This is a genomic window from Streptomyces sp. NPDC031064 (genome assembly GCF_055570965.1).
In genome coordinates, this window is record NZ_JBVIGF010000001.1 from 988,450 (window position 1) to 1,006,246 (window position 17,797).

14 protein-coding genes and 3 pseudogenes are annotated in these 17,797 nt (G+C 69.2%); 8 read left to right on the forward strand and 9 right to left on the reverse strand.

Translation table 11 applies throughout. The features are described from left to right. The first annotated feature begins 28 nt into the window (after positions 1–28). Positions 29–919, forward strand: coding sequence for a 2-hydroxy-3-oxopropionate reductase (locus ACZ46W_RS04235; RefSeq protein ID WP_468331003.1), 891 nt, complete (start codon positions 29–31; stop codon positions 917–919). 180 nt (positions 920–1,099) lie between these two features. Beyond that, positions 1,100–2,557, forward strand: coding sequence for a catalase (locus tag ACZ46W_RS04240; RefSeq protein WP_468331006.1), 1,458 nt, complete (start codon positions 1,100–1,102; stop codon positions 2,555–2,557). A gap of 546 nt (positions 2,558–3,103) precedes the next feature. Here the strand turns inward: ACZ46W_RS04240 and ACZ46W_RS04245 are convergent. Continuing rightward, a complete protein-coding gene (locus ACZ46W_RS04245; protein ID WP_468331009.1) occupies positions 3,104–3,742 on the reverse strand; it encodes a hypothetical protein in 639 nt (212 codons plus the stop codon). Positions 3,743–4,758: 1,016 nt separating this feature from the next. On the opposite strand from ACZ46W_RS04245, the gene ACZ46W_RS04250 reads away from it, so the two are divergent. Further along, a complete protein-coding gene (locus ACZ46W_RS04250) occupies positions 4,759–5,175 on the forward strand; it encodes a hypothetical protein (protein ID WP_468331012.1) in 417 nt (138 codons plus the stop codon). 134 nt (positions 5,176–5,309) lie between these two features. On the opposite strand, the gene ACZ46W_RS04255 is transcribed toward ACZ46W_RS04250, so the two are convergent. From ACZ46W_RS04255 to ACZ46W_RS04265, 3 genes are all read right to left on the reverse strand, one after another. After that, complete coding sequence (locus tag ACZ46W_RS04255; RefSeq protein WP_468331015.1) at positions 5,310–5,945, reverse strand: hypothetical protein; 636 nt, start codon at positions 5,943–5,945, stop codon at positions 5,310–5,312. A gap of 284 nt (positions 5,946–6,229) precedes the next feature. Next, positions 6,230–6,322, reverse strand: a complete 93-nt coding sequence (locus ACZ46W_RS04260; protein ID WP_468332443.1) for a DUF6233 domain-containing protein — start codon at positions 6,320–6,322, stop codon at positions 6,230–6,232. A gap of 557 nt (positions 6,323–6,879) precedes the next feature. Then, entirely contained in the window at positions 6,880–7,143 is a 264-nt protein-coding gene (locus tag ACZ46W_RS04265) for a hypothetical protein (RefSeq protein ID WP_468331018.1), read from the reverse strand. A gap of 645 nt (positions 7,144–7,788) precedes the next feature. On the opposite strand from ACZ46W_RS04265, the pseudogene ACZ46W_RS04270 reads away from it, so the two are divergent. Both ACZ46W_RS04270 and ACZ46W_RS04275 read left to right on the forward strand, forming a co-directional pair. After that, a pseudogene (locus ACZ46W_RS04270) lies at positions 7,789–8,310 on the forward strand (hypothetical protein); the annotation flags it as partial. A gap of 172 nt (positions 8,311–8,482) precedes the next feature. Further along, complete coding sequence (locus ACZ46W_RS04275) at positions 8,483–9,118, forward strand: methyltransferase domain-containing protein (protein WP_468331021.1); 636 nt, start codon at positions 8,483–8,485, stop codon at positions 9,116–9,118. Positions 9,119–9,256: 138 nt separating this feature from the next. On the opposite strand, the gene ACZ46W_RS04280 is transcribed toward ACZ46W_RS04275, so the two are convergent. Both ACZ46W_RS04280 and ACZ46W_RS04285 read right to left on the reverse strand, forming a co-directional pair. Next, positions 9,257–9,577, reverse strand: a complete 321-nt coding sequence (locus ACZ46W_RS04280; RefSeq protein WP_468331024.1) for a helix-turn-helix domain-containing protein — start codon at positions 9,575–9,577, stop codon at positions 9,257–9,259. 260 nt (positions 9,578–9,837) lie between these two features. Beyond that, positions 9,838–9,999, reverse strand: coding sequence for a hypothetical protein (locus ACZ46W_RS04285; protein WP_468331027.1), 162 nt, complete (start codon positions 9,997–9,999; stop codon positions 9,838–9,840). A gap of 121 nt (positions 10,000–10,120) precedes the next feature. On the opposite strand from ACZ46W_RS04285, the gene ACZ46W_RS04290 reads away from it, so the two are divergent. Continuing rightward, complete coding sequence (locus tag ACZ46W_RS04290; protein WP_468331030.1) at positions 10,121–11,047, forward strand: peptidoglycan recognition protein family protein; 927 nt, start codon at positions 10,121–10,123, stop codon at positions 11,045–11,047. 76 nt (positions 11,048–11,123) lie between these two features. Here ACZ46W_RS04290 and gcl read toward each other — a convergent pair whose 3' ends face one another. Further along, positions 11,124–12,908: a glyoxylate carboligase gene (gene gcl, locus ACZ46W_RS04295; protein ID WP_468331033.1), complete on the reverse strand. Its 1,785-nt coding sequence runs from the start codon at positions 12,906–12,908 to the stop codon at positions 11,124–11,126. Between the two features lie 129 nt (positions 12,909–13,037). On the opposite strand from gcl, the pseudogene ACZ46W_RS04300 reads away from it, so the two are divergent. Both ACZ46W_RS04300 and ACZ46W_RS04305 read left to right on the forward strand, forming a co-directional pair. After that, a pseudogene (locus ACZ46W_RS04300) lies at positions 13,038–13,374 on the forward strand (hypothetical protein); the annotation flags it as partial. A 578-nt stretch (positions 13,375–13,952) separates the two neighbouring features. Next, positions 13,953–14,420: pseudogene (locus ACZ46W_RS04305) on the forward strand (hypothetical protein); the annotation flags it as partial. Positions 14,421–14,491: 71 nt separating this feature from the next. Here the strand turns inward: ACZ46W_RS04305 and ACZ46W_RS04310 are convergent. Next, complete coding sequence (locus tag ACZ46W_RS04310) at positions 14,492–16,093, reverse strand: AMP-binding protein (RefSeq protein WP_468331036.1); 1,602 nt, start codon at positions 16,091–16,093, stop codon at positions 14,492–14,494. Further along, positions 16,090–17,763, reverse strand: coding sequence for an AMP-binding protein (locus tag ACZ46W_RS04315; protein WP_468331039.1), 1,674 nt, complete (start codon positions 17,761–17,763; stop codon positions 16,090–16,092). Before ACZ46W_RS04315 ends, ACZ46W_RS04310 begins: the two co-directional genes overlap by 4 nt. Positions 17,764–17,797 lie beyond the last annotated feature (34 nt).

Consider the following 17,797-nt stretch of genomic DNA (forward strand, 5'->3'; position numbering starts at 1 on the left):
CGCACCACCAGTTTTGAGAGGCACCCTCATGAGCAATCTCCCCAAGATCGCGTGGATCGGCCTCGGCATCATGGGCTCGCCCATGTCCGAGAACCTGATCAAGGCCGGCTACCAGGTCACCGGCTACACCCTGGAGCAGGACAAGCTGGACCGCCTGGCCAAGGCGGGCGGCACCGCCGCCGGCTCGATCGCCGAGGCCGTCAAGGACGCCGACGTGGTCATCACGATGGTCCCCGCCTCCCCGCAGGTCGAGGCCATCGCGTACGGCCCCGAGGGCATCCTGGAGAACGCCAAGCAGGGCGCCCTGCTGATCGACATGTCCTCGATCACCCCGCAGACCTCGGTCGACCTGGCGAAGAACGCCGCCGAGAAGGGCATCCGCGTCCTGGACGCCCCGGTGTCCGGCGGCGAGGCCGGTGCCATCGAGGCCGTCCTGTCGATCATGGTGGGTGGCGAGAAGGCCGACTTCGACACGGCCCTGCCGATCCTCGAGGCGCTGGGCAAGACCATCGTCCTGTGCGGTCCGCACGGCTCCGGCCAGACGGTGAAGGCCGCCAACCAGCTCATCGTCGCGGTCAACATCCAGGCGTGCGCCGAGGCCGTCGTCTTCCTGGAGAAGTCCGGCGTGGACCTCAAGGCCGCCCTGGACGTCCTCAACGGCGGTCTGGCCGGCTCCACCGTGCTGACCCGCAAGAAGGACAACTTCCTGAACCGCGACTTCAAGCCCGGTTTCCGGATCGACCTGCACCACAAGGACATGGGCATCGTCACCGACGCCGCCCGCAACGTCGGTGCCGCGCTGCCCGTCGGTGCCGTGGTCGCCCAGCTCGTCGCCTCCCTGCGCGCGCAGGGTGACGGCGGCCTGGACCACTCGGCGCTGCTGCGCGCCGTCGAGCGCCTCTCCGGCTCGCAGGTCTGAGCCTTCCGGCTCCCCAGATTTCCGGGCGGCGTCGCCGCTGACACCTGTCCTGTCGCGCCCAGGCGGCGGCGCCGTCCGGAACACCTCAGCTTCACTTTCAACAAACTGTTGACGTGAGCTCGGGGGCGTACTTACGCTCCTCGCACCGCCAGCAGCTCCCGTACGTATCGGAAGGTCACGATGTCGAAGCGCGTGCTTACGACCGAGTCCGGCGCCCCTGTCGCCGACAACCAGAACTCCGCCACCGCCGGCGTCGGTGGACCGCTCCTCCTCCAGGACCAGCACCTGCTGGAGAAGCTCGCCCGCTTCAACCGTGAGCGCATCCCGGAGCGCGTCGTGCACGCCCGTGGCTCCGGTGCGTACGGCTACTTCGAGGTCACCGACGACGTCACCGCCTACACCAAGGCGGACTTCCTGGGCGAGGTCGGCAAGCGCACCGAGCTCTTCATCCGCTTCTCGACCGTCGCCGACTCGCTGGGCGGCGCGGACGCGGTCCGCGACCCGCGCGGCTTCGCGGTGAAGTTCTACACCGAAGAGGGCAACTACGACCTCGTCGGCAACAACACCCCGGTGTTCTTCATCAAGGACCCGATCAAGTTCCCCGACTTCATCCACTCCCAGAAGCGTGACCCGTTCACGGGCAAGCAGGAGCCGGACAACGTCTGGGACTTCTGGGCGCACGCCCCCGAGGCGACGCACCAGATCACCTGGCTCATGGGCGACCGCGGCATCCCGGCCTCGTACCGCCACATGAACGGCTACGGCTCGCACACCTACCAGTGGACGAACGCCGAGGGCGAGGCCTTCTTCGTCAAGTACCACTTCAAGACGAACCAGGGCATCCGCTGCCTGTCCTCCGAGCAGGCCGCCGAGGTCGTCGGCAAGGACGCCAACAGCCACCAGACCGACCTGCTCCAGGCCATCGAGCGCGGTGTGAACCCCTCCTGGACCCTGTACGTGCAGATCATGCCGGCGGCCGAGGCGGCGAACTACCGCTTCAACCCGTTCGACCTGACCAAGGTGTGGCCGCACGCCGACTACCCGCTCCAGCGGGTCGGCCGGATGGTCCTCGACCGCAACCCGGACAACGTCTTCGCCGAGGTCGAGCAGGCCGCGTTCTCGCCGAACAACTTCGTTCCCGGCATCGGCCCGTCCCCGGACAAGATGCTCCAGGGCCGCCTCTTCGCCTACGCGGACGCCCACCGCTACCGCCTCGGTGTCAACCACACCCAGCTCCCGGTGAACGCCCCCAAGGCGACGGTCGCCGACAACTACGGCCGCGACGGCTTCATGGCCACCCGCAACGGCTCGCGCCACGACAAGAACTACGAGCCCAACTCCTACGCCGGTCCCGCACAGACCGACGCGGCGCTCTCCGCCCCGCTGGCCATCTCCGGCTACACGGGCACCCACGCGGCCCCGCTGCACGTCAAGGACGACGACTTCTTCCAGGCGGGCGAGCTGTACCGCCTGATGTCGGAGGAGGAGAAGTCCCGCCTCGTCGCCAACATCGCCGGCGGCCTGTCCCAGGTCTCCCGCGAGGACGTCATCGAGAAGAACCTCGCCCACTTCCACGCCGCCGACCCGGACTACGGCAAGCGCGTCGAGGAAGCGGTCCGCGCGCTGCGCGAGGACTGAGACCCACCGGCGACACCAGACCGCGTACGGCTCCCGACGGGAGGTCGGCAGCCGTACGCAGTCCGCACCGCGGGCCCGGATGAGGGGTGGCCAACGGTACGGACAGCGTGAGGACCGCGGCGGCGAGCGTGCCAGTGCGGTGGTAAGGGGTACCGGTCACCTTCTTGACCTGAAGGAAGGCCGGCCGGAACCCCGTCGCCGCCGCCGCGGTCCCAGCGCCCCTCACCTCCCCCAAGACCCCCGTCCGGCGGCGCGAACGTCCTGTCGCACCAGCCTCGCACCGTCGGACGGCTACAACTTCACACCAACAGAAAAGCCAGAGCGCGGAGTTGGGGTTTACGGTCCCCCAACTCCGCGCTCTTCCTTGTATCGCTGACCTCGGTTCCCGTTGTGTTCCCGCGTTTTTCCGAACACCGCAAGATTGGTCACAAAGCAGCTACGGCAGGGCACGGCACGGCGGAGGAATGCGGCCCACGTCCCGCATGTGGTACGAGACCGGGGATCACGCCGTCGACGCGCACGCTTTTAACCAGATCGGCATTCATATCAGGACCCCGGCGGAGCCGGGATGGGCGAGTCGGGAATGCCTTCCGGCTTCCCGTACCAGTACTGGCATTGCTCCAAACCCAGGTCGTGAATTTGCACCGCGAGATTATTCCCCGCTTCAATGAGTTTGATGCCCTGCTCCTTCTTAGGAGCCCCTACGGCAACGCCGTCCGCCGCACCGTAGTACCCGTCACTGGCGGCCGTACCTGCCTGAAGCAGCTTGTCAATGTCTTCCCCACGCCCATCTGGGCGTTCCAATGCCCGCCAACTGCCGACAAGGCGCCGCATTGCCACTCCGGCGTCCGCCAACTCCGTCGCCGTATAATCAAGTTGCTCCTGCGTCCAGGGGGGATCAGCGGCCTCCAGTTCGTCCATGGCGATGGACGCATTGTGAAAGTGAGCACCCGCACTGGGACCCTCTTTCTCGCACACTGCGTCAGCCTGCGCTTTCCATTCGTCAAAACTGGGTCCCTGACCCTCGCAGCGGGTCAGGATAAATGCCAGAATTCCGACGGCGGCCGACACCGCGCCGAGCCACCAGCCGATATTTGCCCGCAGCTTGCTTGCACGCGGCTCCTCTGGTGACTCTGGTGACTTCTCTGAGGGTTCGGGCGACTCCTCTGAAGGGTCAAAGGTCATGCAGCCCTCCACGAAATCGGGCCAGCTCGATGCCCTCTTCCCAACTGCCCACCCGATAGGGCATCGACGCATAAGCGGACACAGCCCCTAGCCTCCGCCAAAACTGGTCCCGCCGCATCTGGACCGCACGGCGACCAAACCGGCGGCATACCGCTCGCCGCCCTGCTGTACGGCCGGGCACGCTACATCGCCACCGAGTACCCGGCCGTACGACGGGACCGATACGGCACCGCGCGTATCGACCCGTGCGACGGCTCCTGGTCCCGCCGCGGCGGCAACGTCACCTGGTGCGCCTGGCTGACCGGCTACGTGCCTTACGCCATGAGCCGCCCCTGGGCTGCCGAACTACAAAACCAGCTTGAGGACGCCGTACGCCGCGCCCGGTTCCTGACCGGCGCCGCGGTCCGCCGTACGCCCAAAGACGCGCCTTGTCCGGCCTGCTCCGCGTTCACGCTCGTCGCGACCGACGGAGAATGGCACATCGCCTGCGAAGCGTGCGGTCACCTACTGACCCCGACGAGTACGACGCTCACCGTGCCGACGCCATTCCCGCCCTGGCCGCCATCGCGCTTCACCGAGTCCTACCACGCGTGAACGCCGCACAGGACAGCCTGACGGAGTTCGACGCAGCAGCCGCTCTTGGAGCTCGCTAGAAGTGCACGTTGCGTCGGCGCTGCGGTCATTCGGGGTCGACAGCGCGTGCTCGTCGCGGACGGCGGCGAGCACGTCAGGGTCGCCGGTGCCGACGTGGTTGGCGCGGCCGGCGCTGATCCAGTAGACGTCGCCGTTCTTGGCGATCACGCCGTGCACAGCGGGCCCGGGAGGGCTGCTGTGAAAAGACGCCCTGGCGGCTGCCGGGGCGTTAATGGGTGGGAAACTTTGCAGATCTTGTCCATTGGGCGTAGACAGAAGAGAAGGGCTCCGGCTCCCTGTGCCGGCACTCCCACCGTCTGGGGGCGAGGTGCGTGTCTGGCCCTCGACAGCAAGAGCCGCGACCAAGAGGCCTTCTGCTGCACATGGAAAACGTTCAGAAGGTCGGCGAATTCCTGACCTTCTGCATTGCCACAGGGGCCACGATTGTTGGATTCGTGAAGAATTCTGGCGGGCCGGTGCAATTTTTGGTCGAAGTGGGAACGTTTGGATTCGCTAGCTACGCTGCCGCCTGTGTGGTGGTTCCACTTCTGTTCGGAGTCATCGCACTATTGGAGCACGCAACTCATAGACAGACGACCGATGCGGCGCAAGTGGTAGTACTGGGCCTGGGGCTTCTAGGGGGTGGGGCCTTGATTCGTTTTGGCCTATTTGCCCCTGATGTCACCAAAGATCTCGACGCAATCGGCATCGCTTTTACGGCAAGCGTTGGCGTTGTCGTCCTCTGTATTCCGCTGGTGATGATTTGGTATTTTAAGGGGAGTACGCCGAACCGCCCTTAGATAAAGGTGAGAGCCATGACTGCCGGGGTCGAGGCCAACCTCACGCCGGACCACCACCCACACGTCCGGGCCGCCGTGTGCGCCACTCGATCATCGGCGACATGGTCACCTCGGTCTCGTCCAGTTCCAGCCCATTAGGACCCCGGCGTAGCCGGGATGGGTGTGTCGGGAATGTCTTCCGGCTTCCCGTACCAGTACTGACATTGCTCCAAACCCAGGTCGCGAATTTGCACTGCGAAATTCTTCGCCGTGTCAAAGCGTTTAGTGTTCTGCTCTTTCGTAGGAGCCCCTACGGAAACGCCCTCCGCCGACTCGTAGTACGCGTCACTGACGGCCGTACCTGCTTGAAGCAGCTTGTCAATGTCTTCCCCCCGCCCATCTGGGCGTTCCAATGCCCGCCAACTACCGACAAGGCGTCGCATTGCCACCCCGGCATCTGTAAGCTCCGTCGCCGTCGCATCAAGCTGCTCCTGCGTCCAGGTATCAGCGGCGTTCAGTTGGTCAACGGCGTTGGCCGCGTTTACAATATGGGCACCCACACTGGGACCCTCTTTCTCGCACACTGCGTCAGCCTGCGCTTTCCATTCGTCAAAACTGGGTCCCTGACCCTCGCAGCGGGTCAGGATAAATGCCAGAATTCCGACGGCGGCCGACACCGCGCCGAGCCACCAGCCGATATTTGCCCGCAGCTTGCTTCCACGCGGCTCCTCTGGTGACTCTGGTGACTTCTCTGAGGGTTCGGGCGACTCCTCTGAAGGGTCAAAGGTCATGCAGCCCTCCACGAAATCGGGCCAGCTCGATGCCCTCTTCCCAACTGCCCACCCGATAGGGCATCGACGCATAAGCGGACACAGCCCCTAGCCTCCGCCAAAACTGATCCCGCCGCATCTGGACCGCACGCCCACGGGAGGCTGCCTACCGTCAAGCCGAGGATCTGGCTGTCGGCCCGAACCCGTCGGCCACCCGTCGGCGACGGCGTGTAGACGATCACGGGTGGTCGTCCGGGCATGGCTCCAGCCTCCGTCCGGATGCATCTGAACGGAGGCCGGGCATGTCACAAGACGCCAAGCTCCCGATCCGGCCGGCACATGGTGCACGCCTCGACACCGGCGTCCGTGAGCAGCCGCAGCGCCTCTTCCCGGGTGATCGCCCGGCCCTTCGCAGCGGGTCCACCCTCGTGCGTCCGATTCGCGAGGCACTTGACCTTTTCGACTTGGAGCCGTCCCCAGTTACCTCAGCCGGATCGGTCACGGAACTTGCCGCTGCGGCTCACCGAGTGTGCCAGGAGGTCCGGGCCGCGCACCTCCGCAAGGCAGCCACGAGCCTCCCGCCGCTCATCGCTGCCCTGACCCTCGTCGTGCAGACGCGTCCCTCTACGGCTGCGTGGCAAGCCCTCGCCTCCACCTACCGCACGGCTCACGACGTGGCGCTGAAGGTGGGGTACCAGGACCTGGCGACGGTCGCGCTCGACCGCATGGGGTGGGCCGCGGAACGCACGTCAGACCCCTGCCTCGCCGCATTCCGCCAGTACAAGCGGGCCCTCGGGCATAAGACCGCAGAGCACGACCTAGGCCGCCGGCTCGTCCAGGCCGGGCATTCCCTACTCGATGGCGAGGACTCGCGCGAGGCGTTGGCAGTCGCCGGGCAACTGCACCTGGGGGCCTCAGCCGTCGCCGCCCGAGCCAACGACCCCGACGCTGTTGCTCAGCACATCGCCGAGGCCCGGGGCTGGCGCAGCGTGTCGGTGAGGAGGCCCGAGAGGTGCACTGGCTTTCCTTCGGCCAGATGAACGTCGCCCCGCACGAGATGGGTGCGTCGATCACGCTTCGGCAGTTCGACGCGGCGCTGAAGCAGGCACGGAAGATCAAGCTGCCGCCAGCGACGCTGACGTCCCGGCGCGCCCGGTTCCTCGTTGATCAGGCAGTGGTGGAAATGGAGACCGGCCACACGGACCGTGCGCTGCGGCATCTCGTCGAGGCGCGACGCCGGCGCCCGAGCAGACCAGGTATCACTCCGGGACGCGCGACGCCATCACGAGGCTCCCGCACACGGCTCGCCGCACCCCCGACACGCTCAGCCACATGGCCGCCTGGATCGGCCTGTAACACGCTCACAGCGCTCACGGAACTGTGAGCGCTGCGCCCTTGTGAGGGGGCCACTCTGGCCCCATGCCAGAGCAGCGAACCAGCAGCCCGTCAGCGCTTCGGTGCGCTTACTGTCCCGAGCCGCACGCCGACGTGTGCATCCGGTCCGTCGCCGCCAACTCCCGCCCGGACCGGGCCGTATACGCCCATCGCGCGTGGGCCAAGGCGCGGGGTGTGAAGCCGCTGTACGAGGTACTGGCGACACCGGAGTCAACCCCGTGAGCGCCCGTGCGGCCGGGCAGCCACGCACGGCAGCCCACGTGATGCGCCCACCGGGCCTGGACCTGTGTTGGTCACCACATCCCCGTACACCGAGCCGCTGTTGCACCCACGCCCCGGGCCACGAGGGCGACCACTTCCACGAGTACTCGGGCGCCCGATGGCCTCAGCGGGCGGAAGACGCCGCGCGTAGGCCACCCGATGCTTTCGTCTGACGCCCTGATGTACCGCTGATCTCCGCCCGCTGCCCATGACCTACGGCGGGGACGGCGCAGGGGGCGGACACCACCACCCCGCCACATCCGGCACCACCTACCCAGGAGGTACGGATGAGCGACACCATGGCCGACGGAGGAAAGCACGGCGGCGCGCCATCCGACAAGCCCTGGACTCCGCCGCCCTCCCCGCCGTCCCCCCGACGGCTCCGGGCCCAGCCGGGTCACCGACACCGACGGGCGCTGATGTGAGCACCGCCCACTTGGGCGGGCATGCCGCGCTCGTAGAGAACCTCTACGAACGCGGTCTGCTCGACGAACTATGGCGCGACGTCTGGCACGCCGTCCCCCGCGAGCCCTTCATTCCCCAGCAGGCATGGCGGCAGACCCCCACGGCGTGCGAGCCGCTGACCACCGAGGCCGAGCGCCTGGCCCTCACCCACTCGGACGAGCCGGTCGTTCTCCAGCTCGACGACGGCAAGCCGGACGGCCCCGGCATCGCCACGTCCTCCAACTCACAGCCGTCGATGGTCGCCCGCATGCTCCGTCTGTTGGAGATCGAAACCGGTCAGCGCGTGCTTGAGATCGGCACCGCGTCCGGGTACGTCGCGCGCTGCTCTCCCGCCGCCTCGGCGACTCGGCGGTGTACAGCGTCGAGATCGAGGAGGTCTCGCACATCACGCGGCCGCCGTCCTCCGCGCTGCCGGCTACTGGCCCAACCTGGCATGCGTGGACGGTGCATGGGGCTGGCCCGACCAGGCCTCGTTCGACCGCATCATCGCCACGTGTGCACTCCGGACGGTTCCGCACCAGCTCGTGCAGCAACTGCACCCAGGCGGGATCCTGGTCGCCCCGATGGCCCGCGACTTCTGGAGCGGCGCCGTCGTACAACTCACCACCGATGGCAGCGGCGTGGCAGCGGGCCGGTTCCAGAGCGGCGCCTCGTACATGCCGATGCGCTCGCACCGAGCACCCACGCCCGCTCCGGTCGACCAGGCAACATGCCGGTCCACGGACGCGAAGGTCGACCCGCGAAGAATGCTGACGCTCGGGTTCGCGCTGTACGCGGGCATCCGCCTGCCCGAGGTCCGCGTGTGGCACATCGACCGGAACGACGGCGCCCAGTTCTGGCTACAGGACAACGACGGCTGCGCGGCCACCGCAGCCACGAGCGAAGTCGCGATCGAGTACGGAGTGCGCAGCCTCTGGCAGGAAGTGGAGCGGGCGCACGAGGAGTACGTCGCACTCGGCTCCCCCCAGGCATGGGACTTCGGGCTGACCGTGTCCGCCCGGGGTCAGCAGGTCTGGCTCCATCATCCGGAACGGATCACCGAGGCGGCACCGGTGCGCGAACCCGCCCTGTGAGACCGCCCCGACCGCCGCTGATCCTCGTCACAGCCGGCCGGGGCTCGGCCCCTGCTCCGCCGTGGCCCAGGAAGTGTCCGGCGCTCTGCCGTCCGGACGGGCCAGTCGTCCCCTTGTGGCGTCCAGCGGAGCAGGGGCTCACCGTACGAGGTCAGCGAGGGGTACGCCGATCGCGTCGGCGATGAGGATGAGGGTGTCGAGAAGCGGCGAGCTATGGCCCTGCTCGATCCGGTTGTACGTCGCCCGGTCCATGCCAATCCGGTTCGCCACTGCCTCTTGGGGGAGGTTCGCGTGGAGGCGTACCGCGCGGATCTCGTCGCCGATGGCCCGCCGTCGGCGAGGGCGTGGTCCGGCGGTGGGGTGAAGCGTGGCACCGTCCCACGCTCGTGCCTGCATGGTCTGGTCGAGGGCCTGTTCCCGCGGGAACACCCAACGGCTTCCGGGGGTCTCCACTGGCATTGAGTGGCACCGAACGGCATTGAAATGTCCGGGTTTCCGGTATCCATGCTCAAGAAACGGTCACGGCCCCCCAACTCCGCGCTCTTCCCTGTGCCCGCGCGTCCCGTGGCCCGATGCCGAGGCCCGGCGTCGAGGCGCGTTGTCAGTGCCCCGCCGTACCGTGGAACACGTCCCAACAGCGCGCTGATGGCTGCGGCGTGCTGGTGCTACCGAACCCGCCCCGCCGGAACAGCGCCCGGTGGGGCGGGAGGGTGCCGGGGTCAGCCGGAGGAGGGGTCGATCAGTTTGTCCAGGGCCCTCCTCACCGCCTTGTACGCCGATGCCGACATCTCGTCCTGCGCCTCCTGCTCCTGTCGGCGTGCCCAGTCCCGGGTGACCCGGATGCGGCGGAGCAGTTCGTCCGCGTCCACAACGTCTGCCATGGGGGTCGGGTACCCGCGTTTCGGGGGATGGAGCACAGGGGTGTCGGTTACGCACGGTGGGTAGTACCCGGACTGGACGTACACCACCGTGTACCTGTCAGCAGCTCCGGAAAGGGGGGCCATGGCGTGGTATACCGCTGCGACGCGCATGGAGTTGCAGCCCGAGTCGGACGCCCAGCCGGCGATCCGGCCCACACAGTTCATCATGCACAGCATCGCCGCTCCGTGGACCGCGCGCCGGATGTACGAGTACTGGCGTGACTCGTCGAACCTGGAGAGCCACTTCGGGCTGGGGTACGAGGGCGACCTCGCGCAGTACATCGGCACCGAGACCCGCGCGGACGCCAATTACCAGGCCAACCGGCGCCCCGACGGCACCGGGGCGGTGTCCATCGAGACGGCGTCCAATCTGAAGCACACCGATCCCTGGACCGACAAGCAGGTCGAGCAGCTCATCCGGCTCGGGGTGTGGCTGCACAAGCGGCACGGCATACCGCTGCGGATCTGCCGTACCGCGTCCGATCCCGGCTACGGCTACCACCGGCTGCACTCCGCGTGGTCGAGCGGGGGTACGGCCTGCCCCGGTGACGCCCGGGTGCGCCAGTTCAAGAACGTCGTCTTCCCGGGGATCGTCGCCCGGGCGAGCGGCCAGCCACAGGAGGAGGACCCCATGCCGACCGTCATCAACGAGACCCAGGAGGGCGGCCCGGCCCTGGAGGCGGGGAAGTACAAGCAACTGGCCATGGCCAACGACGCCGCGCTGCTCCAGGGCCCGTGCGCCTATTCGGCGACCGCGTACGCCACGGTCAAGGGCCAGGCCGGTACGCGCGTCACCATGCGCTTCCAGGACTACCACCTCACCACCAAGCACCGCTCCCTCGACCTGCCCATGGACTGCGGCACGATCGGCGCGAACGGGGTGCTGAACGTCGCCGTCACGCGCAACGGCGTCCTGGACACCAACGAGGTGTTACGGGTGGAGATCCTGGCCGACCGCGCCGCCAGCGTCACCTGGCGGGTGCTGCGGGCCCTGCGCTGGTCCACCTGAGCCGCGGGGAAAGGGAAAGGCCCCCGTCCCGGGGACTCCGGGGCGGGGGCCTTTCAGGGTGCGACTGCCGCGCGTACTACACGAGCGGGCGGATCGCCGTCGGGGCGTGCCCCGGCTCGGTGGCGAGCTCCTCGAACTCGGTCACGTTGCTCATGTCGACCGTCTTGCTCATCGCGATGTTGGTGACGCGCTCCAGGATGGCCTCGACGACGACCGGGACCTGGAACTCCTGCGCCAGCTTCTTGGCCTCCTCGAAGGCCTCGCCCAGCTTATTCGGGTCCTCGACGCGGATGGCCTTGACGCCCAGGCCCTCGGCGACCTTGACGTGGTCCACGCCGTAGACGCCGAGCTCCGGGGTGTTGATGTTCTCGAACTCCAGGTTGACCTGGAAGTTGATGTCCATGCCCGCCTGCGCCTGACGGATCAGACCCAGGTAGGCGTTGTTCACCAGAACGTGGACGTAGGGGACCTTGTGCTGCGCGGCGACCGCCAGCTCCTCGATCATGAACTGGAAGTCGTAGTCGCCGGAGAGCGCGACGATCGGGGTCTCCCGGTCGGCGGTGGCGGCACCGATGGCGGCCGGGATGGTCCAGCCGAGCGGGCCCGCCTGGCCACAGTTGATCCAGTGGCGCGGCCGGTAGACGTGCAGGAACTGCGCTGCGGCGATCTGGGACAGGCCGATGGTGGTGACGTAGCGCGTCTCCGGGCCGAAGGCCTTGTTCATCTCCTCGTACACGCGCTGCGGCTTGATCGGGATGTTGTCGAAGTGCGTGCGGCGCAGCAGGGTGGACTTGCGCTCCTGCGCGGAGGCGGCCCAGGCGCTGAAGTCCGGCAGTTTGCCCTCGGCCTTGAGCTCCTTCGCCACCTCGATGAAGAGCTCCAGCGCGACCTTGGCGTCGGAGGCGATGCCGTAGTCGGGGGCGAAGATCTTGCCGAGCTGGGTGGGCTCGATGTCGACGTGGACGAACTTGCGGCCCTTGGTGTACGCCTCCAGGTTGTACCCGGTGTGGCGGTTGGCCCAGCGGTTGCCGATGCCGAGGACGAAGTCCGACTCCAGGAAGGTCGCGTTGCCGTAGCGGTGCGCGGTCTGGACGCCGACCATGCCGGCGGCCAGCTCGTGGTCGTCGGGGATGGTGCCCCAGCCCATCAGGGTGGAGATGACCGGGACGTTGATCAGCTCGGCGAACTCGACCAGCAGGTCGGAGGCGTCGGCGTTGATGATGCCGCCGCCGGCGACGATCAGCGGGCGCTCGGACTCCAGCAGGAACCGCAGGGCCTTCTCGGCCTGGGCGCGGGTGGCCTGCGGCTTGTAGACCGGGAGCGGCTCGTACGTCTCGGGGTCGAACTCGATCTCGGTGAGCTGGACGTCGATCGGCAGGTCGATGAGGACCGGGCCGGGACGGCCGGAGCGCATCAGGTGGAAGGCCTGCTGGAAGACGCCCGGGACCTGGGCGGCCTCAAGGACCGTGGTCGCGGCCTTGGTGACCGGCTTGGCGATCGAGGCGATGTCGACGGCCTGGAAGTCCTCCTTGTGGAGCTTCGAGACCGGGGCCTGGCCGGTGATGCAGAGGATCGGGATGGAGTCCGCGATCGCGGAGTACAGGCCGGTGATCATGTCGGTGCCGGCCGGGCCGGACGTGCCGATGCAGACACCGATGTTCCCCGCCTTGGCGCGGGTGTAGCCCTCGGCCATGTGCGAGGCGCCCTCGACGTGGCGGGCGAGCGTGTGGTCGATGCCGCCGCCCTCCTTGAGGGCCTTGTAGAAGGGGTTGATCGCCGCGCCCGGCACACCGAACGCGTTGGTGACGCCTTCGCGCTTGAGGATCTCAACTGCCGCTCGGGCGGCGGTCATACGAGGCATTGGGTGCTCCTGCTTCGGCCAGCGGATTCGTGCTCTGTCGCGCCACCTGAGAGCTTTGATTCCGTAATGCGGAAGTGTAGTTCTGCTATACGGAAGCAATCTAGGGTGTGGGAGACATGCAGTCAAGGGATGGCCGAACTCCGTCCCCAAGCGCACGCCCTTGGTGGACGATGGGTGGCGGAAAGAAGGGGGTCTTACGTGGGAGAGAACGTCCCGGTACGCTGCCCGGCCTGCCGTCGCACGCACGCCTACGCGCCGCCCGTCTACCCGTGCCCGTGCGGTGTGCCCGTCGTCCCGCCGCTCCTGAGGGGCGCCCCCGCCGAGCCGATCACCCACCGCACCTGGACCGACGACTGGGTCACCGTCCGCTGCACGGCGTGCGGGCGCCACGACCAGTGGCCCCAGCCCGAGCTGGGCTGCCCCTGCGGCACGGTGCTCCGCGTCCCGGTACGGCCGGTCACCGCCGTACCGCCACAGTGGGGCCCGGGAGCCGGAGCACCGGACTCCCCGGCGGCCGCGACCGGGCCGGGCGGCTCGTACCTCCCCGGGGCGGGAGCGGCCGGTGCGGATGCCTCCGGGACCGCCGCGGCCGGGTTCTCGGGGTCGGAGGCCGGGGCGTCCGGAGGAGCGTCCGGGGCGTCCGGGGCGTCCGGGGCACGGTTCTCGGCTACGGAAGCCGGGGCGGCCGGGGACGGGGCTTCGGGGACCGGGCCCTCGGCGTCAGGGACGTCCGGGGCCGGAGCGGCCGGGGACGGGGGCTGCGGGTCCGGGAGGGGGCCCTCCGGGATCGGGGCCTTGGGGGCTGGGTTCTCCGTTACGGGATCCGGGGCGTCCGGAGTCGAGTCCCCGGAGCCGGGGCCCAGCGGAGACGGGCCCTCCGGAACGGGGACCACGGCCGCGGGCTCCGGGGCCGGGACCGCCGGCGCGGAGTCCGGGGCGTCCGGGACCGGGGCCGCCGGGGCGCGGGCCTCCGAGGCGGGGTCCGCGAGCGCCGAGGCCGGGGCCTCCGGGACGGGGTCGGACACCGGGGCCGGGGCGGGCGCTTCCGCGGGTGGGATCTCGACGGCGCCCTCCCACATCCCGCTGCCGCGCACCGCCGCCGTGCCGCGTCCGTCCTTCCGGCCGGTGACCATCCGCACCGCGCGCGACGCGGTCACCGCCGCCGCGCTCTACCTCCGCTGGCTCGGCTTCCGTGACGTCGTCCAGCCCGAGGAGCCCTCCGGGGCCGGGCACGGGCCGGGCTCGGCGTTCGGCGTCGAGCTGCGCGGCCCGGGGTTGGTCGCGCAGGTCGACCCCACCACCCGGCCCACCTCCCTGCGCGCGGTGGAGTGCCTGTGGCTGACCGGCCTGGCGGCATCGGCGACGAGCGTGTCGTTCTCCCTCGCCGGGTACGAGGAGAAGGCGCGCGCCCGCGCCGACCGGCTGCGGCTGCCGCTGTTCGTCATGGACCTCACCGGCACCCCGCAGCCCCTCAACGCCGCCGCCGACGAACTCGTCGCCCGGGGCGCCTGAAGCCCCGGGCGCGTGAAGCCCCGGGCGCGTGAAGCCCGGGGCGCGTAAGGCCCCGGGCCGGGTGGGCCCGCCTAGCCGCCGTACCGCGTGCGCAGCTCCACTTTCCGTACCTTCCCGCTCACCGTCATCGGGAAGGCGTCGAGGATCTCAACCCGGCGCGGGATCTTGTAGTGCGCCAGCCGTTCGCGGCAGTACGCGGTGATGTCGGCCTGCGTCGGCGGGTCCGCCGGGTCGCGCGGGATCACGCAGGCGAGGATCTCCTCCCCGTACCGCTCGTCGGGCACCCCGACCACCTGTACGTCGGCGATCTTGGGGTGGGCGTACAGGAACTCCTCGATCTCGCGCGGGTAGACGTTCTCCCCGCCCCTGATGATCATGTCCTTGATACGGCCGACGATCCTGACGTACCCGTCCTCCCGCATCACCGCGAGGTCGCCCGTGTGCATCCAGCGGCCCGCGTCGATCGCCTCGGCGGTCTTCTCCGGCTCGTCCCAGTAGCCGAGCATCACGCTGTAGCCGCGCGTGCACAGCTCGCCCGCCTCGCCGCGCGGCAGGGTCACGCCGGTCACCGGATCGACGACCTTGACCTCGACGTGCGGCATGACCCGCCCGACCGTGCCGGTGCGGCGCTCCAGGTCGTCGTCGCGCCGGGTCTGGGTGGAGACCGGGGAGGTCTCCGTCATGCCGTAGCAGATGGATACCTCCGCCATGTTCATCTCGGCGACGACCCGTTTCATCACCTCCACCGGACAGGGCGAGCCGGCCATGATCCCGGTCCGGAGGGAGGAGAGGTCGTAGGAGGCGAAGTCCGGGAGGTTCAGCTCGGCGATGAACATCGTCGGCACGCCGTACAGCGAGGTGCACCGCTCCCGCTGGACGGCGCGCAGCGTGGCCGCCGGCTCGAAGGAGGGGGCCGGGATCACCATGGCGGCGCCGTGGGAGGTGGCGGCGAGGTTGCCCATCACCATGCCGAAGCAGTGGTAGAAGGGCACGGGCAGGCAGATCCGGTCCCGCTCGGTGTAGCCGAGCATCTCGCCCACGAAGTAACCGTTGTTGAGGATGTTGTGGTGGGTGAGCGTGGCGCCCTTGGGGAAGCCGGTGGTGCCGGAGGTGTACTGGATGTTGACGGGGTCGTCGCACGACAACTCCGCCTCCCGCGCGGCCAGTTCCGCGTCCGTGACCGTCCCGCCGACGAGCTCGTCCCACGACCGGTCCCCGATGTGGTGCACGGCCCGCAGACCGGGGCAGTCGGCGCGCACCTGGTCCACCAGGGCCCGGTAGTCGCTCGTCTTGTGGGCGAGGGACGCGATCAGCAGCGAGACGCCCGCCTGGCGCAGGACGTACGCCAGCTCGTGCGCCCGGTACGCCGGGTTGATGTTCACCATGATGGCGCCGATCCGGGCGGTGGCGTACTGCGTGAGCACCCACTCGGGGCAGTTCACCGCCCAGATCCCGACCCGGTCGCCCTTGGCGACCCCGGCCGCCAACAGCCCGCGCGCCAGCTCCTCCACGGCGGCGCCGAACTCGGCGTACGTCCAGCGGCGCCCGGACGGCACGTCGACGAGCGCCTCCCGGCCGGGGTGACGGGCCACCGCCCGCGCCAGGTTCGCGCCGATCGTGTCGCCGAGCAGTGCCGTGTCGCCCGTTCCATGCGCGTACGACAGGTTCGTCACAGCTCGCCCTCCACGTACTCGGCCGCCGACCCGGCCGCCGTGCGCTCCCGCAGCTCGATCCGGCGGATCTTCCCCGACACGGTCTTGGGCAGTTCGGCGAACTCGATGCGGCGGACGCGCTTGTACGGCGCGAGGACCGCGCGCGAGTGCGCGAACAGGGCCTTCGCCGTCTCCGGGCCGGGCTCCCAGCCGTCGGCGAGGACGACGTACGCCTTGGGCACCGCGAGGCGGACCGGGTCGGGTGCCGGGACGACCGCCGCCTCCGCGACCGCCTCGTGCTCCAGCAGGGCGCTCTCCAGCTCGAACGGTGAGATCTTGTAGTCGGACGCCTTGAAGACGTCGTCGATCCTGCCCACGTACGTCACGTATCCGTCGGCGTCGCGCGCGCCGATGTCGCCGGTGCGGTAGTAGCCGTCGGCCATCGCCTCGGCCGTACGCTCCGGGTCGCCGTGGTAGCCGGTCATCACGCCCACGGGCCCGGTCGACAGGTCGATGGCGATCTCGCCCTCCGCCGCGCCCGGCTTCCCCGTCACCGGGTCGAGCAGCTCGATGCGGAAGCCGGGGCTCGGCCGCCCCATGGAGCCCGCCTTCAGCAACTGGCCCGGGCTGTTGGAGACCTGGACGGCCGTCTCGGTCTGCCCGAAGCCGTCCCGGATGGTCACGCCCCACTCGCGCCGTACGGTCTCGATGACCTCGGGGTTCAGCGGCTCCCCCGCGGCGACGACCTCCCGGGGCGGGGTGCGCAGCGCGGACAGGTCGGCCTGGATGAGCATCCGCCACACGGTGGGCGGGGCGCAGAAGCTGGTGACGCCGTGCCGGTCCATCTCGGCCATCAGGCGGGCGGCGTCGAAGCGCGTGTAGTTGTGGATGAAGACGGTCGCCTCGGCGTTCCAGGGCGCGAAGAGGTTGGACCAGGCGTGCTTGGCCCACCCGGGCGAGGAGATGTTCAGGTGCACGTCGCCGGGTCGCAGACCGATCCAGTACATCGTCGCCAAGTGGCCGATGGGGTACGAGGTGTGGGTGTGCTCGACGAGCTTGGGGCGGGCGGTGGTGCCGGAGGTGAAGTACAGCATCAGGGGGTCGTCGGCGCGGGTGTCGCCGTCGGGCTGGAAGGGCACGCACGCCCCGTGGGCGTCCTCGTACGCGATCCAGTGCGGGACGCGCGCACCGACGGCGATCGGGGTGTAGTCGCCCGGCACGTCGTCGAACTTCGCCGTGTCCTCGGCGCGGACGATGACATGCCGTGCCCGGCCGCGCTCGATGCGGTCGGCGAGGTCGGCGGGGCCGAGCAGGGGGGTGGCGGGGATGACGACGGCACGGAGCTTCATCGCGGCGAGGGCGGTCTCCCACAGCTCCACCTGGTTGCCGAGCATGACGACGATCCGGTCCCCGGGCCGTACGCCCAGCCCGCGCAGCCAGTTCGCGACCCGGTCGGAGCGCGTCCGCATGTCGGCGAAGCTCACGCGCGTGTCGGTGCCGTCCTCCTCGACGATGTGCAGGGCGGTCGCGTCGTTGCCCTCGGCGATGACGTCGAACCAGTCCAGCGCCCAGTTGAAGCGGTCCGGCCGGGGCCAGGCGAACCCCTCGTACGCCGCCTCGTAGTCCTCCCGGTGCCGCAGCAGGAAGTCCCGGGCCTGCCGGAACTCCCGCGTCGCGCCGCTTGCCGCCATACGTCCTCCTCGACAACTTCCCGGACCCCGTCAT